At 71.7% G+C, this 14,630-nt stretch carries 19 protein-coding genes; 7 read left to right on the top strand and 12 right to left on the bottom strand.

Annotated features, from left to right (window positions below; all coding sequences use genetic code 11):
• On the bottom strand, positions 1 to 1,035 hold a 1,035-nt coding region (locus tag A5714_RS15165; protein WP_068286316.1), incomplete at its 3' end, for a 3-phosphoshikimate 1-carboxyvinyltransferase.
• A gap of 44 nt (positions 1,036 to 1,079) precedes the next feature.
• Here A5714_RS15165 and A5714_RS15160 point away from each other — a divergent pair.
• On the top strand, positions 1,080 to 1,850 hold the full coding sequence (locus A5714_RS15160) for an SOS response-associated peptidase (protein WP_068286314.1): 771 nt from the start codon (positions 1,080 to 1,082) through the stop codon (positions 1,848 to 1,850).
• A gap of 5 nt (positions 1,851 to 1,855) precedes the next feature.
• On the opposite strand, the gene A5714_RS15155 is transcribed toward A5714_RS15160, so the two are convergent.
• The 3 genes from A5714_RS15155 to A5714_RS15145 all read right to left on the bottom strand — a co-directional run bounded on the left by A5714_RS15155 (position 1,856) and on the right by A5714_RS15145 (position 3,532).
• Positions 1,856 to 2,104 (bottom strand): hypothetical protein, encoded by a 249-nt coding sequence (locus A5714_RS15155; RefSeq protein ID WP_068070375.1) that lies wholly within the window; start codon positions 2,102 to 2,104, stop codon positions 1,856 to 1,858.
• 68 nt (positions 2,105 to 2,172) lie between these two features.
• Positions 2,173 to 2,661 carry a YbaK/EbsC family protein gene (locus A5714_RS15150; protein WP_068070340.1) on the bottom strand — a complete coding sequence of 163 codons (489 nt, stop codon included), beginning with the start codon at positions 2,659 to 2,661 and terminating at the stop codon, positions 2,173 to 2,175.
• Between the two features lie 10 nt (positions 2,662 to 2,671).
• Entirely contained in the window at positions 2,672 to 3,532 is an 861-nt protein-coding gene (locus A5714_RS15145) for an NAD(P)-dependent oxidoreductase (RefSeq protein ID WP_068286312.1), read from the bottom strand.
• A 294-nt stretch (positions 3,533 to 3,826) separates the two neighbouring features.
• On the opposite strand from A5714_RS15145, the gene A5714_RS15140 reads away from it, so the two are divergent.
• Both A5714_RS15140 and rsrA read left to right on the top strand, forming a co-directional pair.
• Entirely contained in the window at positions 3,827 to 4,489 is a 663-nt protein-coding gene (locus tag A5714_RS15140; RefSeq protein ID WP_197502844.1) for a sigma-70 family RNA polymerase sigma factor, read from the top strand.
• The gene (gene rsrA / locus A5714_RS15135) at positions 4,486 to 4,788 is read left to right on the top strand and encodes a mycothiol system anti-sigma-R factor (RefSeq protein ID WP_068070343.1); all 303 of its coding nucleotides are present in this window, start codon (positions 4,486 to 4,488) and stop codon (positions 4,786 to 4,788) included. Before A5714_RS15140 ends, rsrA begins: the two co-directional genes overlap by 4 nt.
• Positions 4,789 to 4,803: 15 nt before the next feature.
• On the opposite strand, the gene A5714_RS27655 is transcribed toward rsrA, so the two are convergent.
• A complete protein-coding gene (locus A5714_RS27655) occupies positions 4,804 to 4,878 on the bottom strand; it encodes a 50S ribosomal protein bL37 (RefSeq protein WP_011728008.1) in 75 nt (24 codons plus the stop codon).
• Positions 4,879 to 5,055: 177 nt separating this feature from the next.
• Between A5714_RS27655 and A5714_RS15130 the strand changes: the two genes are divergently transcribed.
• The gene (locus tag A5714_RS15130; RefSeq protein WP_068070376.1) at positions 5,056 to 5,271 is read left to right on the top strand and encodes a biotin/lipoyl-binding carrier protein; all 216 of its coding nucleotides are present in this window, start codon (positions 5,056 to 5,058) and stop codon (positions 5,269 to 5,271) included.
• Between the two features lie 27 nt (positions 5,272 to 5,298).
• On the top strand, positions 5,299 to 6,798 hold the full coding sequence (locus A5714_RS15125; RefSeq protein ID WP_068070344.1) for a sensor histidine kinase: 1,500 nt from the start codon (positions 5,299 to 5,301) through the stop codon (positions 6,796 to 6,798).
• 63 nt (positions 6,799 to 6,861) lie between these two features.
• Here the strand turns inward: A5714_RS15125 and whiB1 are convergent, their stop codons facing one another.
• On the bottom strand, positions 6,862 to 7,116 hold the full coding sequence (gene whiB1 / locus A5714_RS25420; RefSeq protein WP_068070345.1) for a transcriptional regulator WhiB1: 255 nt from the start codon (positions 7,114 to 7,116) through the stop codon (positions 6,862 to 6,864).
• A gap of 272 nt (positions 7,117 to 7,388) precedes the next feature.
• Positions 7,389 to 8,363 (bottom strand): diacylglycerol kinase family protein, encoded by a 975-nt coding sequence (locus A5714_RS15120; RefSeq protein WP_068070346.1) that lies wholly within the window; start codon positions 8,361 to 8,363, stop codon positions 7,389 to 7,391.
• A 77-nt stretch (positions 8,364 to 8,440) separates the two neighbouring features.
• Between A5714_RS15120 and A5714_RS15115 the strand changes: the two genes are divergently transcribed.
• Positions 8,441 to 8,875 (top strand): hypothetical protein, encoded by a 435-nt coding sequence (locus A5714_RS15115; protein WP_068286308.1) that lies wholly within the window; start codon positions 8,441 to 8,443, stop codon positions 8,873 to 8,875.
• On the opposite strand, the gene A5714_RS15110 is transcribed toward A5714_RS15115, so the two are convergent.
• The 3 genes from A5714_RS15110 to A5714_RS15100 are packed head-to-tail and all read right to left on the bottom strand — an operon-like array spanning position 8,827 to position 10,993.
• Positions 8,827 to 9,309, bottom strand: coding sequence for a GNAT family N-acetyltransferase (locus tag A5714_RS15110; RefSeq protein ID WP_068286305.1), 483 nt, complete (start codon positions 9,307 to 9,309; stop codon positions 8,827 to 8,829). The genes A5714_RS15115 and A5714_RS15110 overlap by 49 nt on opposite strands.
• A complete protein-coding gene (locus A5714_RS15105) occupies positions 9,306 to 10,406 on the bottom strand; it encodes an isochorismate synthase MenF (RefSeq protein WP_068286302.1) in 1,101 nt (366 codons plus the stop codon). Before A5714_RS15105 ends, A5714_RS15110 begins: the two co-directional genes overlap by 4 nt.
• Positions 10,403 to 10,993: an acid phosphatase gene (locus tag A5714_RS15100; protein WP_068070350.1), complete on the bottom strand. Its 591-nt coding sequence runs from the start codon at positions 10,991 to 10,993 to the stop codon at positions 10,403 to 10,405. The genes A5714_RS15105 and A5714_RS15100 overlap by 4 nt, the downstream gene beginning before the upstream one ends.
• Positions 10,994 to 11,145: 152 nt before the next feature.
• On the opposite strand from A5714_RS15100, the gene A5714_RS15095 reads away from it, so the two are divergent.
• On the top strand, positions 11,146 to 11,946 hold the full coding sequence (locus tag A5714_RS15095; protein ID WP_068070351.1) for a ParA family protein: 801 nt from the start codon (positions 11,146 to 11,148) through the stop codon (positions 11,944 to 11,946).
• A 51-nt stretch (positions 11,947 to 11,997) separates the two neighbouring features.
• Here the strand turns inward: A5714_RS15095 and A5714_RS15090 are convergent, their stop codons facing one another.
• Both A5714_RS15090 and A5714_RS15085 read right to left on the bottom strand, forming a co-directional pair.
• Entirely contained in the window at positions 11,998 to 13,212 is a 1,215-nt protein-coding gene (locus A5714_RS15090; RefSeq protein WP_068286300.1) for a hypothetical protein, read from the bottom strand.
• Between the two features lie 18 nt (positions 13,213 to 13,230).
• Positions 13,231 to 14,630: DEAD/DEAH box helicase (locus A5714_RS15085; protein ID WP_156747334.1), on the bottom strand; the 1,400-nt coding region annotated here is incomplete at its 5' end.

The raw sequence follows: 14,630 nt of genomic DNA, 5'->3' as shown, positions 1-14,630 counted from the left end.
ATGCCGATCCGTCTCGTGGCCGCGCAGGTGCGCGATCCCGGACAGCCGCGACACCGACCCGGGGGTGGCCAGCGCGGCCAGCGCCGCGACCGACGGGGTGAGTTCACCGACGGCCCGCAGGTCGACGTCGAAACCGGCGTACTCGCGGGTGCCGCGCACTTCCACTGACGAGTCATCCTGTGTGACAGTCGCTTTCAGGTCACGCAGCACCGCCAGGATGTGGTCGGCGGGTTGCACGCTGGCGGCCGGCCAACCCGTGACGCGCACGGTCCCGCCGGTCACCGCCGCGGCCGCCAGGAACGGCACGGCGTTGGTCAGGTCCGGTTCGACCTCCCAGTGCCGCGCGGCCACCGGCCCGGGCCGCACCTGCCAGCGGTTGGGCTCGGAGTCGTCGACGTCCACCCCGGCCTGCCGCAGCATCACCACCGTCATCGCGATGTGCGGCGCGGAGGGCAGCTCGGCGCCTGTGTGCCGCACCACCACCCCCTCGTTGAAGGACGCCGCGCACAGCAACAGCCCCGACACGAACTGCGAGGACGCCGACGCGTCGATGTCCACGGTCCCGCCGACCACCTCCCCGGTGCCCAGGACGCGGAACGGCAGCGCGGAGCCGTCGATGCGCACGCCGAGCCCGCGCAGCGCGTCGAGCAGCGGGACGATCGGCCGGCTGCGGGCCTGCTCGTCACCGTCGAACTCCACCATCGACTTGGCGAGCGCCGCCAGCGGGGGGACGAACCGCAGCACCGTGCCGGCCAGGCCGCAGTCCACCTGCGCCATCGGCTCGGGCGACACGCGGCCGCTGACCGTCAGCTCGGTCCCGTCGCCGTCGACCCGCAGGCCCAGGGTGCGCAGCGCCCCGATCATCAGGTCGGTGTCCCGGCTGCGCAGCGCGCCGCTGATGGTCGGACTGCCCGTATCCTGGGCGGCCGCGAGCGCGGCCAGCAACAGCGCCCGGTTGGTCTGCGACTTCGATCCGGGGACGGTGACGGTCGCGTGCACGGGGTCGGTTGCGGTGGGGGCGGTCCAGGTGGTCACCGGTCCATCATCGCCTGTCGCCCCGCCCTGCCACTATGGGACGTATGTGCGGAAGGTTCGCGGTCACGACGGATCCGGCCCTGCTGGCCGAGAAGATCAAGGCGATCGACGAGGCCACCGGCGCGGCGCCCGACGCGGCGGCCCCGAACTACAACGTGGCCCCCACGTCCACGATCGCCGCGGTGGTCAGCCGGCACGCCGAGCCCGACGACCAGCCCACCCGGCGGGTTCGGCTGATGCGCTGGGGCCTGGTCCCGCCGTGGGCCAAGGCCACGGCCGACGGCACGCCCGAAGCCAAGGGGCCGCTGCTCATCAACGCCCGCGCCGACAAGCTCACCACCTCGCCCGCGTACCGGTCGAGCGCCAAGTCCAAGCGCTGCCTGGTGCCGATGGACGGCTACTACGAGTGGCGGGTCAACCCCGACGTCGGGGACAAGAAGTCCCGCAAGACCCCGTTCTTCATGTACCGCGAGGACGGGGAGCCGCTGTTCATGGCGGGGCTGTGGTCGGTGTGGAAGCCGCCCGGCGGGTCCGAGGACGCGGCGCCGCTGCTCAGCTGCACGATCGTCACCACCGACGCGCCCGGCGAGCTCGCCGGGATCCACGACCGGATGCCGCTGATGCTGCCCGAACGCGACTGGGATCGCTGGCTGGACCCGGACGCCCCGGTCGACGAGCGCATCCTGTCCCGCGTGCCCGACGTGCGCGACATCCGGACGCGGGAGGTGTCGACGCTGGTCAACAGCGTCCGCAACAACGGGCCGGAGCTGCTCGAGCCGGCCGAGTCGCACGCGGAGCAGATGAAGCTGCTCTGACGGGGTCAGTTGCTCAGAACGAGCTTCCAGTTGCCGTTGACGTTGCGGTCCGGGACGCACCAGAAGTTGTTCCAGTTGCCCGGCGTGCTGGCCTTGACGCCCGGCCCGGCGTTCTGGCACGCCTCCCGGGTCTGATAGTTGCCCTCGGTCTGGATCGTGTCGGCGTTGCCGACGCCCACGCCGGTGCTCAGCAAGCCGGCCGCGGCCAGTGCGCCCGCGGCGAGCAGGGTCGCCGCGCGGGGTCGCTTCGTCATCATGGCCGGAGCGTAGCGCGACGGCCCGCGCGCCGACCCGCTTTTCACCGCGGCTTCACCTTCGGCCCTCAGGCGCACAGGTCGGCCGTCACGGCGCCGGTCACGCGGATCAGGTCCCGCGGCGCGACCGCGACCTCCCAGCCGCGCCGCCCGGCGCTGCAGAACACGCGCTCCCACGCCAGCGCGCTGGAATCCAGGACCGTCGGCAGCGGCCTGCGCTGCCCGAACGGCGAGACGGCGCCCAGCACGTACCCGGTGCTGCGGGCGGCGACCGCGGGCTCGGCCATCGACGCCTTGGCCACGCCCAGCGCCGCGGCGGCCGCCTTGAGCGACAGGCGTGCCAACGCCGGCACCACCGCCACCGATAGCCCGGTGGGCACCTCGATGATCAGCGTCTTGAAGATCTGACCCGGCGCGGCGTCGCCGGCCCGGGCCAACGCCTCGATCGCCTCCGCGCCGAACGACTGCTCCCGCGGGTCGTGCTCGAACTTGTAGATCTCGTGCGGCACACCGGCTTTGATCAGCGCGGCGATCCCGGGTGTGGCGGCGCCGGCCACGCCTGGCCCGTCAGGGGCCGGAGTAGCCCGGCGGGTTGACGCCGTCGACCCAGAAGTCCTCACCGAGCTGCGACCCGGGCACGCAGTCGTACACCGACAAGTCGGTGACCCCGGACTCCAGCAGCACGTCCTCGCACAGCAGGGTGTGGCCGGTGAATTCGCGGGCCGGCTTGGTGAGCACGACGTACGCCGCGTCGGAATACACCTCGGGCTTGCGGGCGCGGCCCATCGCCTCGTCACCGCCGAGCAGGTTCTGCACCGCGGCGGTGGCGACCAGGGTGCGCGGCCACAGCGTGTTCGACGCGATGCCTTCGTCGCGCATCTCCTCGGCGATGCCGAGCGCGCACAGCGTCATGCCGTACTTGGCCATCATGTACGCCGTCGGCTTCAGCCACTTGCTCTCCAACAGCACCGGCGGCGACAGCGTGAGGATGTGCGGGTTCTCCCGGCCCTTCATGTGCGGCAGACACGCCTGCGACACCGCGTAGGTGCCCCGCACCTGGATGCCGTTCATCAGGTCGAAGCGCTTCATCGGCACCTCGGCGATGGACCCCAGGTTGATCGCCGACGCGTTGTTGACGACGATGTCGATGCCGCCGAACTGCTCGACGGCCTGGGCCACGGCCGACTCCACGGACTCCGGGTCGCGCACGTCCCCGACGATCGGCAGGGCCTGTCCGCCCGCCTCCTCGAGCTCCTTGGCCGCGGTGAACACCGTCCCCGGCAACTTCGGGTGCGGCTCGGCGGTCTTGGCGATCAGCGCGACGTTGGCGCCGTCCTGGGCGGCGCGCTTGGCGATCGCCAGGCCGATCCCGCGGCTGGCCCCGGAGATGAACATCGTCTTGCCCTGCAGGGCCTGTGCTTGCGACATGGCTCACACTAACGCGCTGGTCGGACGCCCCGGATTACGGGACCGCGGGGCGCGGAAATAGTCGGGCCGCCGGGGCTGTTGATGCTTTCGGTTCTGTAGATGCGGATGCGGCCTACCCGGGCGGACAGTGTCGGGAGCAGCCTTTAGATTGGGAGGAGCAGTTTGGTGTCGACGGCGACGAGCCTGTTGGGCACGCCAGCGGCTGCCCAACCGTTGGCCGGTTTCCTGGCCGGCCCGGTGGCGTGGCCGGTGCTCTCCGGGGACACCGCAGCAGAAGGGACCGGGTTGATCCACATGGCCGACTCCGAGGATGGCCTGGACGGCGCGACGGGACCGGACAGTCCCGAGGCCGCGCCGCGCGAGGAGACGGACGCAGAACTGACCGCGCGGTTCGAGCGCGACGCGATTCCGCTGCTCGACCAGCTCTACGGCGGCGCGCTGCGCATGACGCGCAATCCCGCCGACGCGGAAGACCTGCTGCAGGAGACGATGGTCAAGGCCTACGCGGGGTTCCGGTCGTTCAGGGCGGGCACCAACCTCAAGGCGTGGCTGTACCGCATCCTGACCAACACCTACATCAACAGCTATCGCAAGAAGCAGCGTCAGCCGGCCGAATACCCCACCGAGGAGATCACCGACTGGCAGCTGGCGTCCAACGCCGAGCACTCGTCGACCGGGCTGCGCTCCGCCGAGGTGGAGGCGCTGGAGGCCCTGCCGGATTCGGAAATCAAGGACGCGCTGCAAGCTTTGCCGGAAGAATTCCGGATGGCGGTTTACTACGCCGACGTCGAGGGTTTCCCGTATAAGGAAATCGCCGAGATCATGGATACGCCCATCGGAACGGTGATGTCGCGGCTGCATCGCGGTCGACGGCAGCTGCGCGGCCTATTGGCCGACGTGGCCAAGGAGCGCGGTTTCACCCGCGGGCAGCAGGCGCACGAGGAGGTGTCGTCATGAGTGAGTCGTCCAACCCAGGCGACGTATGCCCCAACGACGCTGCGCACGGCAGCGTCGGCTGTGCGGAGGTGATCCGCCAGGTGTGGTTGCTGCTCGACGGCGAATGCGGCCCGGACACCCGCGAGCAGCTGCGCGCGCACCTCGAGGCGTGCCCGGGCTGCTTCAAGCACTACGGGCTCGAGGAACGGATCAAGGCGCTCGTCGCGTCCAAGTGCAAGGGCGAGCGGGCCCCCGAGGGGTTGCGGGAGCGGCTCCGGCTCGAGATCCGCCGGACCACGATCATCCGCGAACTGCAGTAGCCGCCGGCCGTTCGGTCAGGCGTTGGGCCGCTTGCCGTGGTTGGCCTTGCTGTGCTTGCGGTCGCGCTTCTTCCGGCCTCGTTTGGCCATGGTGAAAACCTCCGTGGATATGCCTGGGAAATGGGGCGCCGGGCGCCCGCTGGCGTGACCCCCAGTCTCTCACAGCCGCCCGTGCCCCGCGGCCACGCCCGGTCCTATGGTTCGATGTAGGCCGAGCCTGATGATGCTCGACGGACCAGCAGCAGCCGTGAGACGAGTGGGGTGAAGATGCCGGAGGACGTACGCGCCGAGATCGTGGCCAGCGTGCTCGAAGTCGTTGTGAACGAGGGCGATCAGATCGGTAAGGGCGACGTCGTCGTGCTGCTGGAGTCGATGAAAATGGAGATTCCCGTCCTGGCCGAGGTCGAGGGCACCGTCAGCAAGGTGAGCGTGGCCGTCGGCGACGTCATCCAGGCCGGCGACCTGATCGCGGTGATCAGCTAGCCACCCGGGGGATCCGGGGAGTCCAGGATGTCAACTCTCGGTGATCTGCTCGCCGAACACACGATGCTGCCGGGCAACGCGGTGGACCACCTGCACGCCGTGGTGGGGGAGTGGCAGCTGCTCGCGGACCTGTCGTTCGCCGACTACCTGATGTGGGTGCACCGCGACGACGACGTGCTGGTGTGCGTGGCCCAGTGCCGGCCGAACACCGCGCCGACGGTGCTGCTGACCGACTCGGTGGGCACGGTCGTCCCCGCCGACCAATTGCCGCTGGTGGCCGGGGCGTTCGCGGACGGCACCGCCAGGCGCGACGACGACGCCGGCGAAGAAGACGCCTGGCTGCCCGGCCCGCACGTCGAGGCGTCACCGGTGCGCTACGGCGAGCGGGTGGTCGCCGTGCTCACCCAGCACCAGACCGCCGTGGCCGCCGACCGCACGTCCGGGCAGCTGGAGACCGCCTATCGGGACTGCGCCCGCGACCTGGTGCGGATGCTGGCCGAGGGCACCTTCCCCGACGTGGGTGACGTGGTGATGTCGCGGTCCACGCCCCGGGCCGGTGACGGCTTCATCCGCCTCGACGTCGACGGCGTCGTCGCCTACGCCAGCCCCAACGCGGTCTCGGCCTACCACCGGATGGGGCTGACCAGCGACCTCGAGGGCCGCAACCTGGTGAAGGTGACCAGGCCGTTGGTCTCCGACCCGTTCGAGGCGCAGGAGCTGGCCGAGCACGTGCTCGACCTGCTGGCCGGCGGCAAGAGCATGCGGATGGAGGTGGACGCCGGCGGCGCGACGGTGCTGCTGCGGACGCTGCCGCTGGTGGTCGACGGCGCCAGCGCCGGCGCCGCGGTGCTGATCCGCGACGTCACCGAGGTCAAGCGCCGCGACCGCGCGTTGATCTCCAAGGACGCCACGATCCGCGAGATCCACCACCGGGTGAAGAACAACCTGCAGACGGTGGCGGCGTTGCTGCGGCTGCAGGCCCGGCGGACCGTCAACGCCGAGGGGCGCGAGGCCCTGATCGAGTCCGTGCGCCGGGTGTCGTCGATCGCCCTGGTGCACGACGCGTTGTCGATGTCGGTGGACGAGCAGGTGAACCTGGACGAGGTGATCGACCGGATCCTGCCCATCATGAACGACGTGGCATCCGTGGACCGGCCGATCCGGATCAACCGGGTCGGCGACCTGGGGGTGCTGGACTCCGACCGGGCGACGGCGCTGATCATGGTCATCACCGAGTTGGTGCAGAACGCGATCGAGCACGCCTTCGATCCGGCGGCCGAGGAGGGTTCGGTGACCATCCGCGCCGAGCGTTCGGCGCGGTGGCTGGACGTCGTGGTGCACGACGACGGGCGCGGGTTGCCCGACGGGTTCAGCCTGGAAACCTCGGACAGCCTCGGCCTGCAGATCGTGCGGACGCTGGTGTCGGCGGAGCTGGACGGGACGCTGGGAATGCGTCAGGCCGCCGCCCGGGGCACCGACGTGGTGCTGCGGGTGCCGATCGGCCGGCGCGCCCGGCTGCTGCTGTGATGACCCCACGCAAGAGTGCGGCCCCGACGGTTCGTCGGGGCCGCACTCTTGGCACTGACTGGGTCAGACTCCGCTGCGGGCCTTCGTCCGGGCGTTGCGACGCTTGAGTGCGCGCCGCTCGTCTTCGCTCATGCCGCCCCAGACGCCCGAGTCCTGGCCCGTGTTCAAAGCCCAGGCGAGGCACTCTGTGGTCACCGAGCATCGATTGCAGACCAGTTTCGCGTCAGCGATCTGCGCGAGCGCCGGGCCGCTGTTCCCTACCGGGAAGAACAGCTCCGGGTCTTCGTCACGACAGACCGCCTTGTGGCGCCAATCCATAAGTTGTTACTCCTCACTGAGTGCGCAGCAAGGCGCACGGCCGTTTTCTCAAGGCTGCTATCGCGTGCACAAGAAACAGGTCCGTGCCCCTACATGTATTTCTGCATGCAACCTTCTGATCGTTTCACAGGCTCAACGGATGTCAATAGCGCCACGTTCGCTCGTGTGCTATCTCACTTTGATCAACCCGTAGCCGAACCCTTACTCCGTTGTACTACACTGCGGAGCTCCGCCGCCCGAGCAGGCGTTTCGCGACTTCGTCGCGGACGGCGTTACGGCTGCTCGGCGGCCATTTTCGAGGGAGGCGCGACGACCGCGAGGGCGTCCGGGACGGACCTGAATGTCATTGTTTCGCGCACGCCGAGGTAATCGCCGTCGAACTGGCACGCCACCGGGCCGCCGGTGGAGGTGATTCGCAGAAAATCGACGTCGTCGGCGGTGATGAGGTGTTTGAAGTCGAATCTCGGCCGTTTGGCGAACATCTGCCGCACGATGCGCAGGGTGGGAATCGGCTTGAGCGTCGTGGGGGCGAACACGCCGAGCCCCTTCTCGAAGGCGCACCCGGGGTTGGTCCACACCGGCCGCTCGTTGGCGAACGTCCAGGGGCTGGAATTCGAGACGAACGCGAAGCTGACGCCGCCCACCGGTTCGCGGCCGGGCAGTTCGAGCTCCAGCATCGGCTCGCGGCGGGTGTAGCCCCACACGGCCGGGACCGCCGCGCGGATGTAGCGCCAGGCCGAGACCTTGCCGCCCTTGTCGCGCTCGGCCTCGACCGCCGCGACCACCTCGGCGTCCACGCCCATGCCGGTGTTGAACACCGCCCACCGCTCACCGCAGTCGATGAGGCCGATGCGGCGCCACGTCCGGTGCCGGCGATAGTCGTCGAGCAGTTGGATGAGCTGGTTGGTGGCCGCCACCGGATCGCGGGAGATGCCCAACGAGCGGGCGAGCACGTTGGCCGAGCCGCCGGGCACCACCGCGACCGCGGGCACCGGTCCCGTCGGGGTGGAGCCGGGGCGGCCGAGCAGGCCGTTGACCACGCCGCTGACCGTGCCGTCACCGCCGTGCACCACCACCAGGTCGACCCCGTCGGCCAGCGCCTTCTCCGCGAGCTCGGTGCCGTGGCCGCGGTGGTTGGTGTGTTCGACGCTGAGCTGCAGGCGGCTCTTCAACGCGTGGGCGAGCAGGTCGCGGCCGGCCGGGGTGGTCGAGGTGGCGGTGGGGTTGACGATCAGCACGGCCCGCATGAGGCCTGAGCTTAGGCGGAGCGGCTAAGGCCCCGCTGTGCGGTCAGCGGTGGGCGCGCGGTGGCTACGCTGACGCTGTGACCTCACCCGCCGCCCCGGCGCCCGTGCGCGGCGCGGGTCGCGTCGTGGCGGGCCAGGGCGCGGCCGCGCTGGTCGTGGCGGTGGTGTTGGTGGTGCGCGGCATCGCCGGTGCCGACCAGCGCGTCGTCAACGGCCTGGGGACGGCGGCGTGGTTCGTCGTCGTGGGCGGTGTGGTCCTGGCCGCGGGCCGCGCCTTGACGGTGGGCAAGCGCTGGGGTCGCGGGCTGGGCGTGTTCACCCAGCTGTTGCTGCTTCCGGTCGCGTGGTACCTGACGGTCGGATCGCACCGGCCGGCGTTCGGGGTCCCGCTGGGCGTGTCGGCGCTGGCCGTGCTGGCGCTGCTGTTCAGCCCCGCCGCGGTGCGCTGGGCCGCCGGCGGCGATCAGGGCGACGCCGCCAGCTCCGCCAGCGGGGCGCCGGACAACCGGTAGGTGGTCCACTCCCGTTGCGCCGCACCGCCGATGCCGTCGTAGAGCGCGATGGCGTCGGCGTTCCAGTTCAGCACAGCCCAGGTCAACCGGGTGTAGTCGCGTTGCACGCATTCGGCGGCCAGCGCCGCCAGCAGCGCGCGGGCCAGCCCGCGGCGCCGAAACGCGGGCCGCACGAACAGGTCCTCGAGATAGATGCCGGCCACGCCGTCCCACGTCGAGAAGTTGGTGAACCACAACGCCATCGCGGCGACCTCGCCGCCGACCTCGGCCACATGCCCGCGGAGCGTCGGCTCCGCGCCGAACAGCGCCGCGGCGATCTGCGTCTCGGCCACCGTGCACTGATCGGCGGCGTGTTCGAAGGCGGCGAGCTCGTGGATCATGGCGGTGATGGCCGCGGCGTCGCCGGGCGCGGCGCGGCGGACGTGCTGGCTCATCGCGGGACCTCCAGGGCGTCGAGGATGGTGGCGAATTTCGTTGTCGTCTCGGCGACTTCGGCGTCGGGATCGGATTCGGCGACGATGCCGCCGCCCGCGTGCGCCAGCGCGCTGCGCCGGTCGGGTGACAGTTGCGCGCAGCGAATGGAGACCACCCAGCGGCCGTCACCGTTCGCGTCGCACCAGCCCACCGCGCCGGCATAGAAGCCGCGGTCGCCCTCGAGCTGGGCGATGAGCCGCGTCGCGTCCCGGGTCGGGACGCCTCCGACGGCCGGGGTGGGGTGCAGGGCCAGCGCCAGATCGATGGCGGTGATCGAGGTGTCGCGCAGCCGGCCGCTGATCGGGGTGCACAGGTGCCACACCGCGGCGGTCCGGCTCAGTTGCGGTTCGGCGGCGATCGACAGCTCGTCGCACAGCGGTTCCAGCGCGGTGCGGATCGTCTCGATGACCAGCCGGTGCTCGTGGCGGTCCTTGGCCGACGCGGCCAGGGCGGCGCCGTTGGCGGCGTCGGCGTCGGGGTCGGCGGCCCGCGGGGCCGACCCGGCGAACGGGCGGCATTCGACGCGGTCGCCGCGGCGGGCCACCAGCAGTTCCGGGCTGGCGCCCACCAGCGCCGCGCCCGCGTGGTCCCCGCCGGCGGGGGTCAGGTCGACGAGGTAACCGTAGGCGGTCGGGTCGGCGGCGATCAGCCGGCGCAGGACGGTGCGGGCGTCCAGTGGCGCGTCGGCGACCAGGCGCAGCGCCCGCGCCAGCACCACCTTGTGCAATGAACTGCCCGGCGCCGCCAGCGAATCGCGCGCCCGCCTGACGCGGTCGCGGTAATCGGCCGGGAGCGGGAGGGCGGCATCGATCCGCACCGCGGGCAGCGGGAAGTCGGCCCAGCGCGGCGGGACCTCGAGACGCCGCACCGCCTCCGGCGCCACCAGGGCGACCGGCCGAGCTACGTCAAAGGGCAACGCCCCCAACACGATCGGCGCAACACCGTGCCGCAGCGCCGCCTGGGCCGCCGGCAACTCGCGGTAGCTGCACCGCACCCCGTCGCCGATCAGCGTCCCGGTGGGCCCGCACAGCACGAACGGCGGCTCGGCGGCCGTCACTGACCGGTCAGCCCGAGCGAAGTCAGCTGTCGCACACCGTGTTCGAATCCGCACACCCCGATCGAGGCGGTGATCATGGCGAAGCGGCTGCCCTCGACTAGCGGCAACTCGACCCACCGGGTGATCACCGCGCGGGAGAAGTGTCCGTGCCCGACGAACACCACGTCGCGCGTGTCCATGTGCTCGAGCGCCATCGCGACGGCCTCGTCGGCGCGGCGGCTGACATCGGCGACGCTCTCGCCATCCGGGCAGCCGTGCGTCCACACCAGCCAGTCCGGGTCGGTTTCGTGGATCTGGTCGGTGGTCACGCCCTCGTAGGCCCCGTAGTCCCACTCGGCCAGCAGGGGGGACACCTCGTCGACGGTGAGCCCGGCCAGCTCCGCGGTGTCCAGCGCCCGCTGGCGGGGGCTGCTGATCACCAGCGGGTCGGCCAATCCGAGGTCGGCGAGGACCCGCCCGGCCAGCTTGGCCTGGGTGCGCCCCGTGTCGGTGAGGTCGACCTCGGTGCGGCCGGTGTGCTGCCCGGATTTCGACCACTCAGTCTCGCCGTGGCGCAGCAGCGCCAGTCGGTGATTGTGCACGCCCATGTCCACCGATTCTGCCGGACGACATGCCGTGGCTGCTGGCCGAAGCGCGCCCCGGGTCGGCCATGCCAGGATGGGCACTGGAACCGCGCGGCGACGCAGTGGGGGCACCTTGCGTTGTGCGGGGGACGAAGCGATGAAAAGGAGCGGCGCCTGTGACCAAGTGCCGGGTGTTGGCGGTGGCCAACCAAAAAGGGGGCGTCGCCAAGACGACCACGGTGGCCTCGCTGGGAGCGGCGATGGCCGACGCGAAACAACGGGTGCTGCTCGTCGACCTGGACCCCCAGGGGTGTTTGACTTTTTCGCTGGGTCAGGATCCCGACAAGTTGGCGGTGTCGGTGCACGAGGTGCTGCTCGGTGACGTCGAGCCCAACGCCGCGCTGGTCGCGACCATCGAGGGCATGACGCTGCTGCCGGCCAACATCGACCTCGCCGGCGCCGAGGCGATGCTGCTGATGCGGGCGGGCCGCGAATACGCGCTCAAACGGGCGCTGGCGAAGCTCGCCGACGACTTCGACGTGGTCGTCATCGACTGCCCCCCGTCGCTGGGCGTGCTCACCCTCAACGGGCTGACCGCCGCCGACGAGGTGATCGTGCCGCTGCAGTGCGAGACGCTGGCGCACCGCGGCGTCGGCCAGTTCCTGCGCACCGTCAGCGACGTCCAGCAGATCACCAACCCGGACCTGCGGCTGCTGGGCGCCCTGCCGACGCTGTACGACTCGCGCACCACCCACACCCGCGACGTGCTGCTCGACGTCGCCGACCGTTACGACCTGCCGCTGCTGGCCCCGCCGATTCCGCGCACCGTGCGGTTCGCCGAGGCCAGCGCCTCGGGCTCGTCGGTGATCGCCGGCCGCAAGAACAAGGGCGCCGTGGCCTACACCGAGCTCGCGCAGGCGCTGCTCAAGCATTGGAAGACGGGCAAGCCGCTGCCGACGTTCACCGTCGACGCCTAGCGGCGATCGCTAGCGCGGCGGAGCCGGGCGACGCGGGTCGCCGCCATGAGGTCAGCCGAGCGCCACCACGGTGTCGCCGCGCTGCTCGAAGATGCGCGACCCGGAAACCGCCGGCACCACCGCCGCGCCGCTCGGCGCCCGGTCCACCGGGATGTCGCGCTCGTTCGCGCCGCTGAGCGGGTCGTAGACGCCGAGCCCGCCGGTCACCGGCACCAGTAGCCGGCCCGCCATCATCACGCCCGGCCCCAACGGGACGGTGTTAGCGCCCGCGGCGATGGTGTACCGCAGCGCCAGGGTGCCGGCGTCGAACACCAGCACCGAATCGCCGGTCCACCAGGTCACCAGGCTGCCCGTGCGCGACACCGCCGCCGCCGTGGACGGGGGCCGGGCCAGCAGCGTGCTCGAGACGGTGGCGCCGGTCTCGTCGAGGACTTCGACGCGCGGCTGCGGAGTGGGCAGGTACACGGCCGTGTTGTTGTCGATGACCGCCAACACGCGAGCGCCCGCGTCCGGCGCGACGCCCGGCTCGGACACCAGGTGCTGCTGCGGTTCGTCGTCGTCCTTGCCGGGGCGCAGCAGGTTCAGGCGCAGGTCGGCCTGGTTGGCGCAGCTCTCCAGCACCGAGACCGCCGACGAGCTGGCCGCGGCGGACAGCAGCCGACACCCGGAGTGCAGGCCGCGCGCCGACGGTTTGACCCGGGCGTCGGTCTCGCCGTAGACGATCATCCGAACCATGTCCGAGCGCCACAGCTCCACGCGGGTGGCGCCGGAGGAGAGCACCGTGGTGCCGTCGGAGGACAGCCGCACCCGCGGGTCGGCGTAACCGCTGCGGGCCGCGCCGCGCCGGCCGGTGGACCCCTCCAGGGTGCTGACCTGCCCGCAACCGCGGTCGTCGTGGTAGACGGCGACGGCGTAGTGGTACACCCACGACACGCCGCACAGGTCGGCGTCGCGGGCGTAGCTCCAGCGGGATCGGCCGGTGTCGAGGTCGCGGCCGTCGACCCGGCGGCCGTCACCGGTGACCAGGGTGCCGCCCACCGCCACCGGGGTGGTGGTGGCGGGGCTGGCGGCAGTCCAGAGTTGCCGCAGCACGGCTGGCACCTGGCGCGCCGACCCGGGGTTGGGCGCGGGCACCGCGGCCGGCCGGCTGATGGTCGCGCGGGCGTCGCTGGTCCACCAGATCAGCGACGCGGCGGCCGCGACCACGACCGCGATGGCCGCGGCGGCCAAGAGATCGCCCTTGGTCCGGCGCTCGGGTCTGACCATGCGGCGGCGGCGGGGGCGCTAGTTGGCGCCGGCAGACGGGGTCGTCGCCGCCTCGGCGGGCTTGCGGCGCCGGCGGCGACGCCGGTTGGCGCCGGCGGCGTTGCCCGGGGGAGCGCTGGCCGGGGCGTCCGCGGGCGCGTCCCCGCCCGATCCGCCGGCGGGCGTGCCGCCCGTCGGGTGGCCGCTGACGGGCTGCCCGGCGCGGGTGCGGGTGCGCCGCCGGTTGCCCGAACGGACGCGCGGGGACCGCTCGGCCTTCGGTGCGTCCTGGTCCTTCGGGCGGCGCTGGCCGTGCGACTTGCGCTTCTCGCCGACCGTGCCGACGGCCTCGGCGGAGATGCCGAGCTCCGCGTAGAGGTGCGGCGAGCTGGAGTAGGTCTCGGGCGGCTCGGGGCAGTCCAGCCCGAGCGCCTTGTCGATCAGCGACCAGCGGGTCAGCTCGTCCCAGTCCACCAGCGTGACCGCGACGCCGGTCTTGCCGGCCCGTCCGGTGCGGCCGATCCGGTGCACGTAGGCCTGCTCGTCCTCGGGGATCTGGTAGTTGATGACGTGGGTGACGTCGTCGATGTCGATGCCGCGGGCGGCCACGTCGGTGGCGACCAGGACGTCGATCTCGCCGGTGCGGAAGGCCTTCAGGGCCTTCTCCCGGGCCGCCTGGTTGAGGTCGCCGTGCACGGCCCCGACCTTGAAGCCGCGTTCGGCCAACTCGTCGGCGACCTTCTGGGCGGTGCGCTTGGTGCGGGTGAAGATCATCGTGGCGCCGCGGCTGTCGGCCTGCAGCACCCGGCTGACCAGCTCCACCTTGTCCAGGGCGTGGGCCCGGTAGACGTACTGCTTGGTGGTGTCGTGGGTGGCGGCCGAGTGCGGCGCCTCCGCGCGGATGTGGGTCGGCTGGTTCATGAAGGTACGGGCCAGGGTGATGATCGGCCCGGGCATGGTCGCCGAGAACAGCATCGACTGCCGGTCGGTGGGGATCTGACGCAGGATGCGCTCGATGTCGGGCAGGAAGCCCAGGTCCAGCATCTCGTCGGCCTCGTCGAGCACCAGCATGGACAGCCCGCCCAGCTGCAGATGCCCCTGCTGGGCCAGGTCGAGCAGCCGGCCCGGGGTGCCGACGACGACGTCGGCGCCGGCGCGCAGCGCCTCGATCTGCGGCTCATAGGCGCGGCCGCCGTAGATGGGCGTGACCGACAGGCGCCGGCCGCCGTCGGCGGTCAGGTACTTGGCGGCGGACGCCAGGTCCTCGGTCACCTGGACGCACAGCTCCCGGGTGGGCACCACGACCAGGGCACGCGGGGTGCCGTTGAGGGGTCGCGTCGCGTTGCCGGTGCTGATGCGCTGCAGCAGGGGCACGCCGAACGCGAAGGTCTTGCCCATGCCGGTGCGGGCCTGCCCGATCAGGTCGTCGCCGGCGAGGG

Origin of the sequence: Mycobacterium sp. E2462, from assembly GCF_001672685.1 — a bacterium.
Taxonomy (GTDB): Bacteria; Actinomycetota; Actinomycetes; order Mycobacteriales; family Mycobacteriaceae; genus Mycobacterium.
Note: the sequence above shows the minus strand (reverse complement) of the source record. Positions and strands in the feature narration are given on the sequence as shown.

What these genes read in the sequence shown, in the direction of transcription:
- A5714_RS15130 (WP_068070376.1), top strand. Translation starts at nt 5,056, where the DNA reads ATGCCGGAGGACGTACGCGCCGAGATCGTGGCCAGCGTGCTCGAAGTC.
- A5714_RS15125 (WP_068070344.1), top strand. Translation starts at nt 5,299, where the DNA reads ATGTCAACTCTCGGTGATCTGCTCGCCGAACACACGATGCTGCCGGGC.
- rsrA (WP_068070343.1), top strand. Translation starts at nt 4,486, where the DNA reads ATGAGTGAGTCGTCCAACCCAGGCGACGTATGCCCCAACGACGCTGCG.
- A5714_RS15100 (WP_068070350.1), bottom strand. Translation starts at nt 10,993, where the DNA reads ATGGGCGTGCACAATCACCGACTGGCGCTGCTGCGCCACGGCGAGACT.
- A5714_RS15155 (WP_068070375.1), bottom strand. Translation starts at nt 2,104, where the DNA reads ATGACGAAGCGACCCCGCGCGGCGACCCTGCTCGCCGCGGGCGCACTG.
- A5714_RS15140 (WP_197502844.1), top strand. Translation starts at nt 3,827, where the DNA reads ATGGCCGACTCCGAGGATGGCCTGGACGGCGCGACGGGACCGGACAGT.
- A5714_RS15160 (WP_068286314.1), top strand. Translation starts at nt 1,080, where the DNA reads ATGTGCGGAAGGTTCGCGGTCACGACGGATCCGGCCCTGCTGGCCGAG.
- A5714_RS15145 (WP_068286312.1), bottom strand. Translation starts at nt 3,532, where the DNA reads ATGTCGCAAGCACAGGCCCTGCAGGGCAAGACGATGTTCATCTCCGGG.
- A5714_RS15090 (WP_068286300.1), bottom strand. Translation starts at nt 13,212, where the DNA reads ATGGTCAGACCCGAGCGCCGGACCAAGGGCGATCTCTTGGCCGCCGCG.
- whiB1 (WP_068070345.1), bottom strand. Translation starts at nt 7,116, where the DNA reads ATGGATTGGCGCCACAAGGCGGTCTGTCGTGACGAAGACCCGGAGCTG.
- A5714_RS15120 (WP_068070346.1), bottom strand. Translation starts at nt 8,363, where the DNA reads ATGCGGGCCGTGCTGATCGTCAACCCCACCGCCACCTCGACCACCCCG.
- A5714_RS15110 (WP_068286305.1), bottom strand. Translation starts at nt 9,309, where the DNA reads ATGAGCCAGCACGTCCGCCGCGCCGCGCCCGGCGACGCCGCGGCCATC.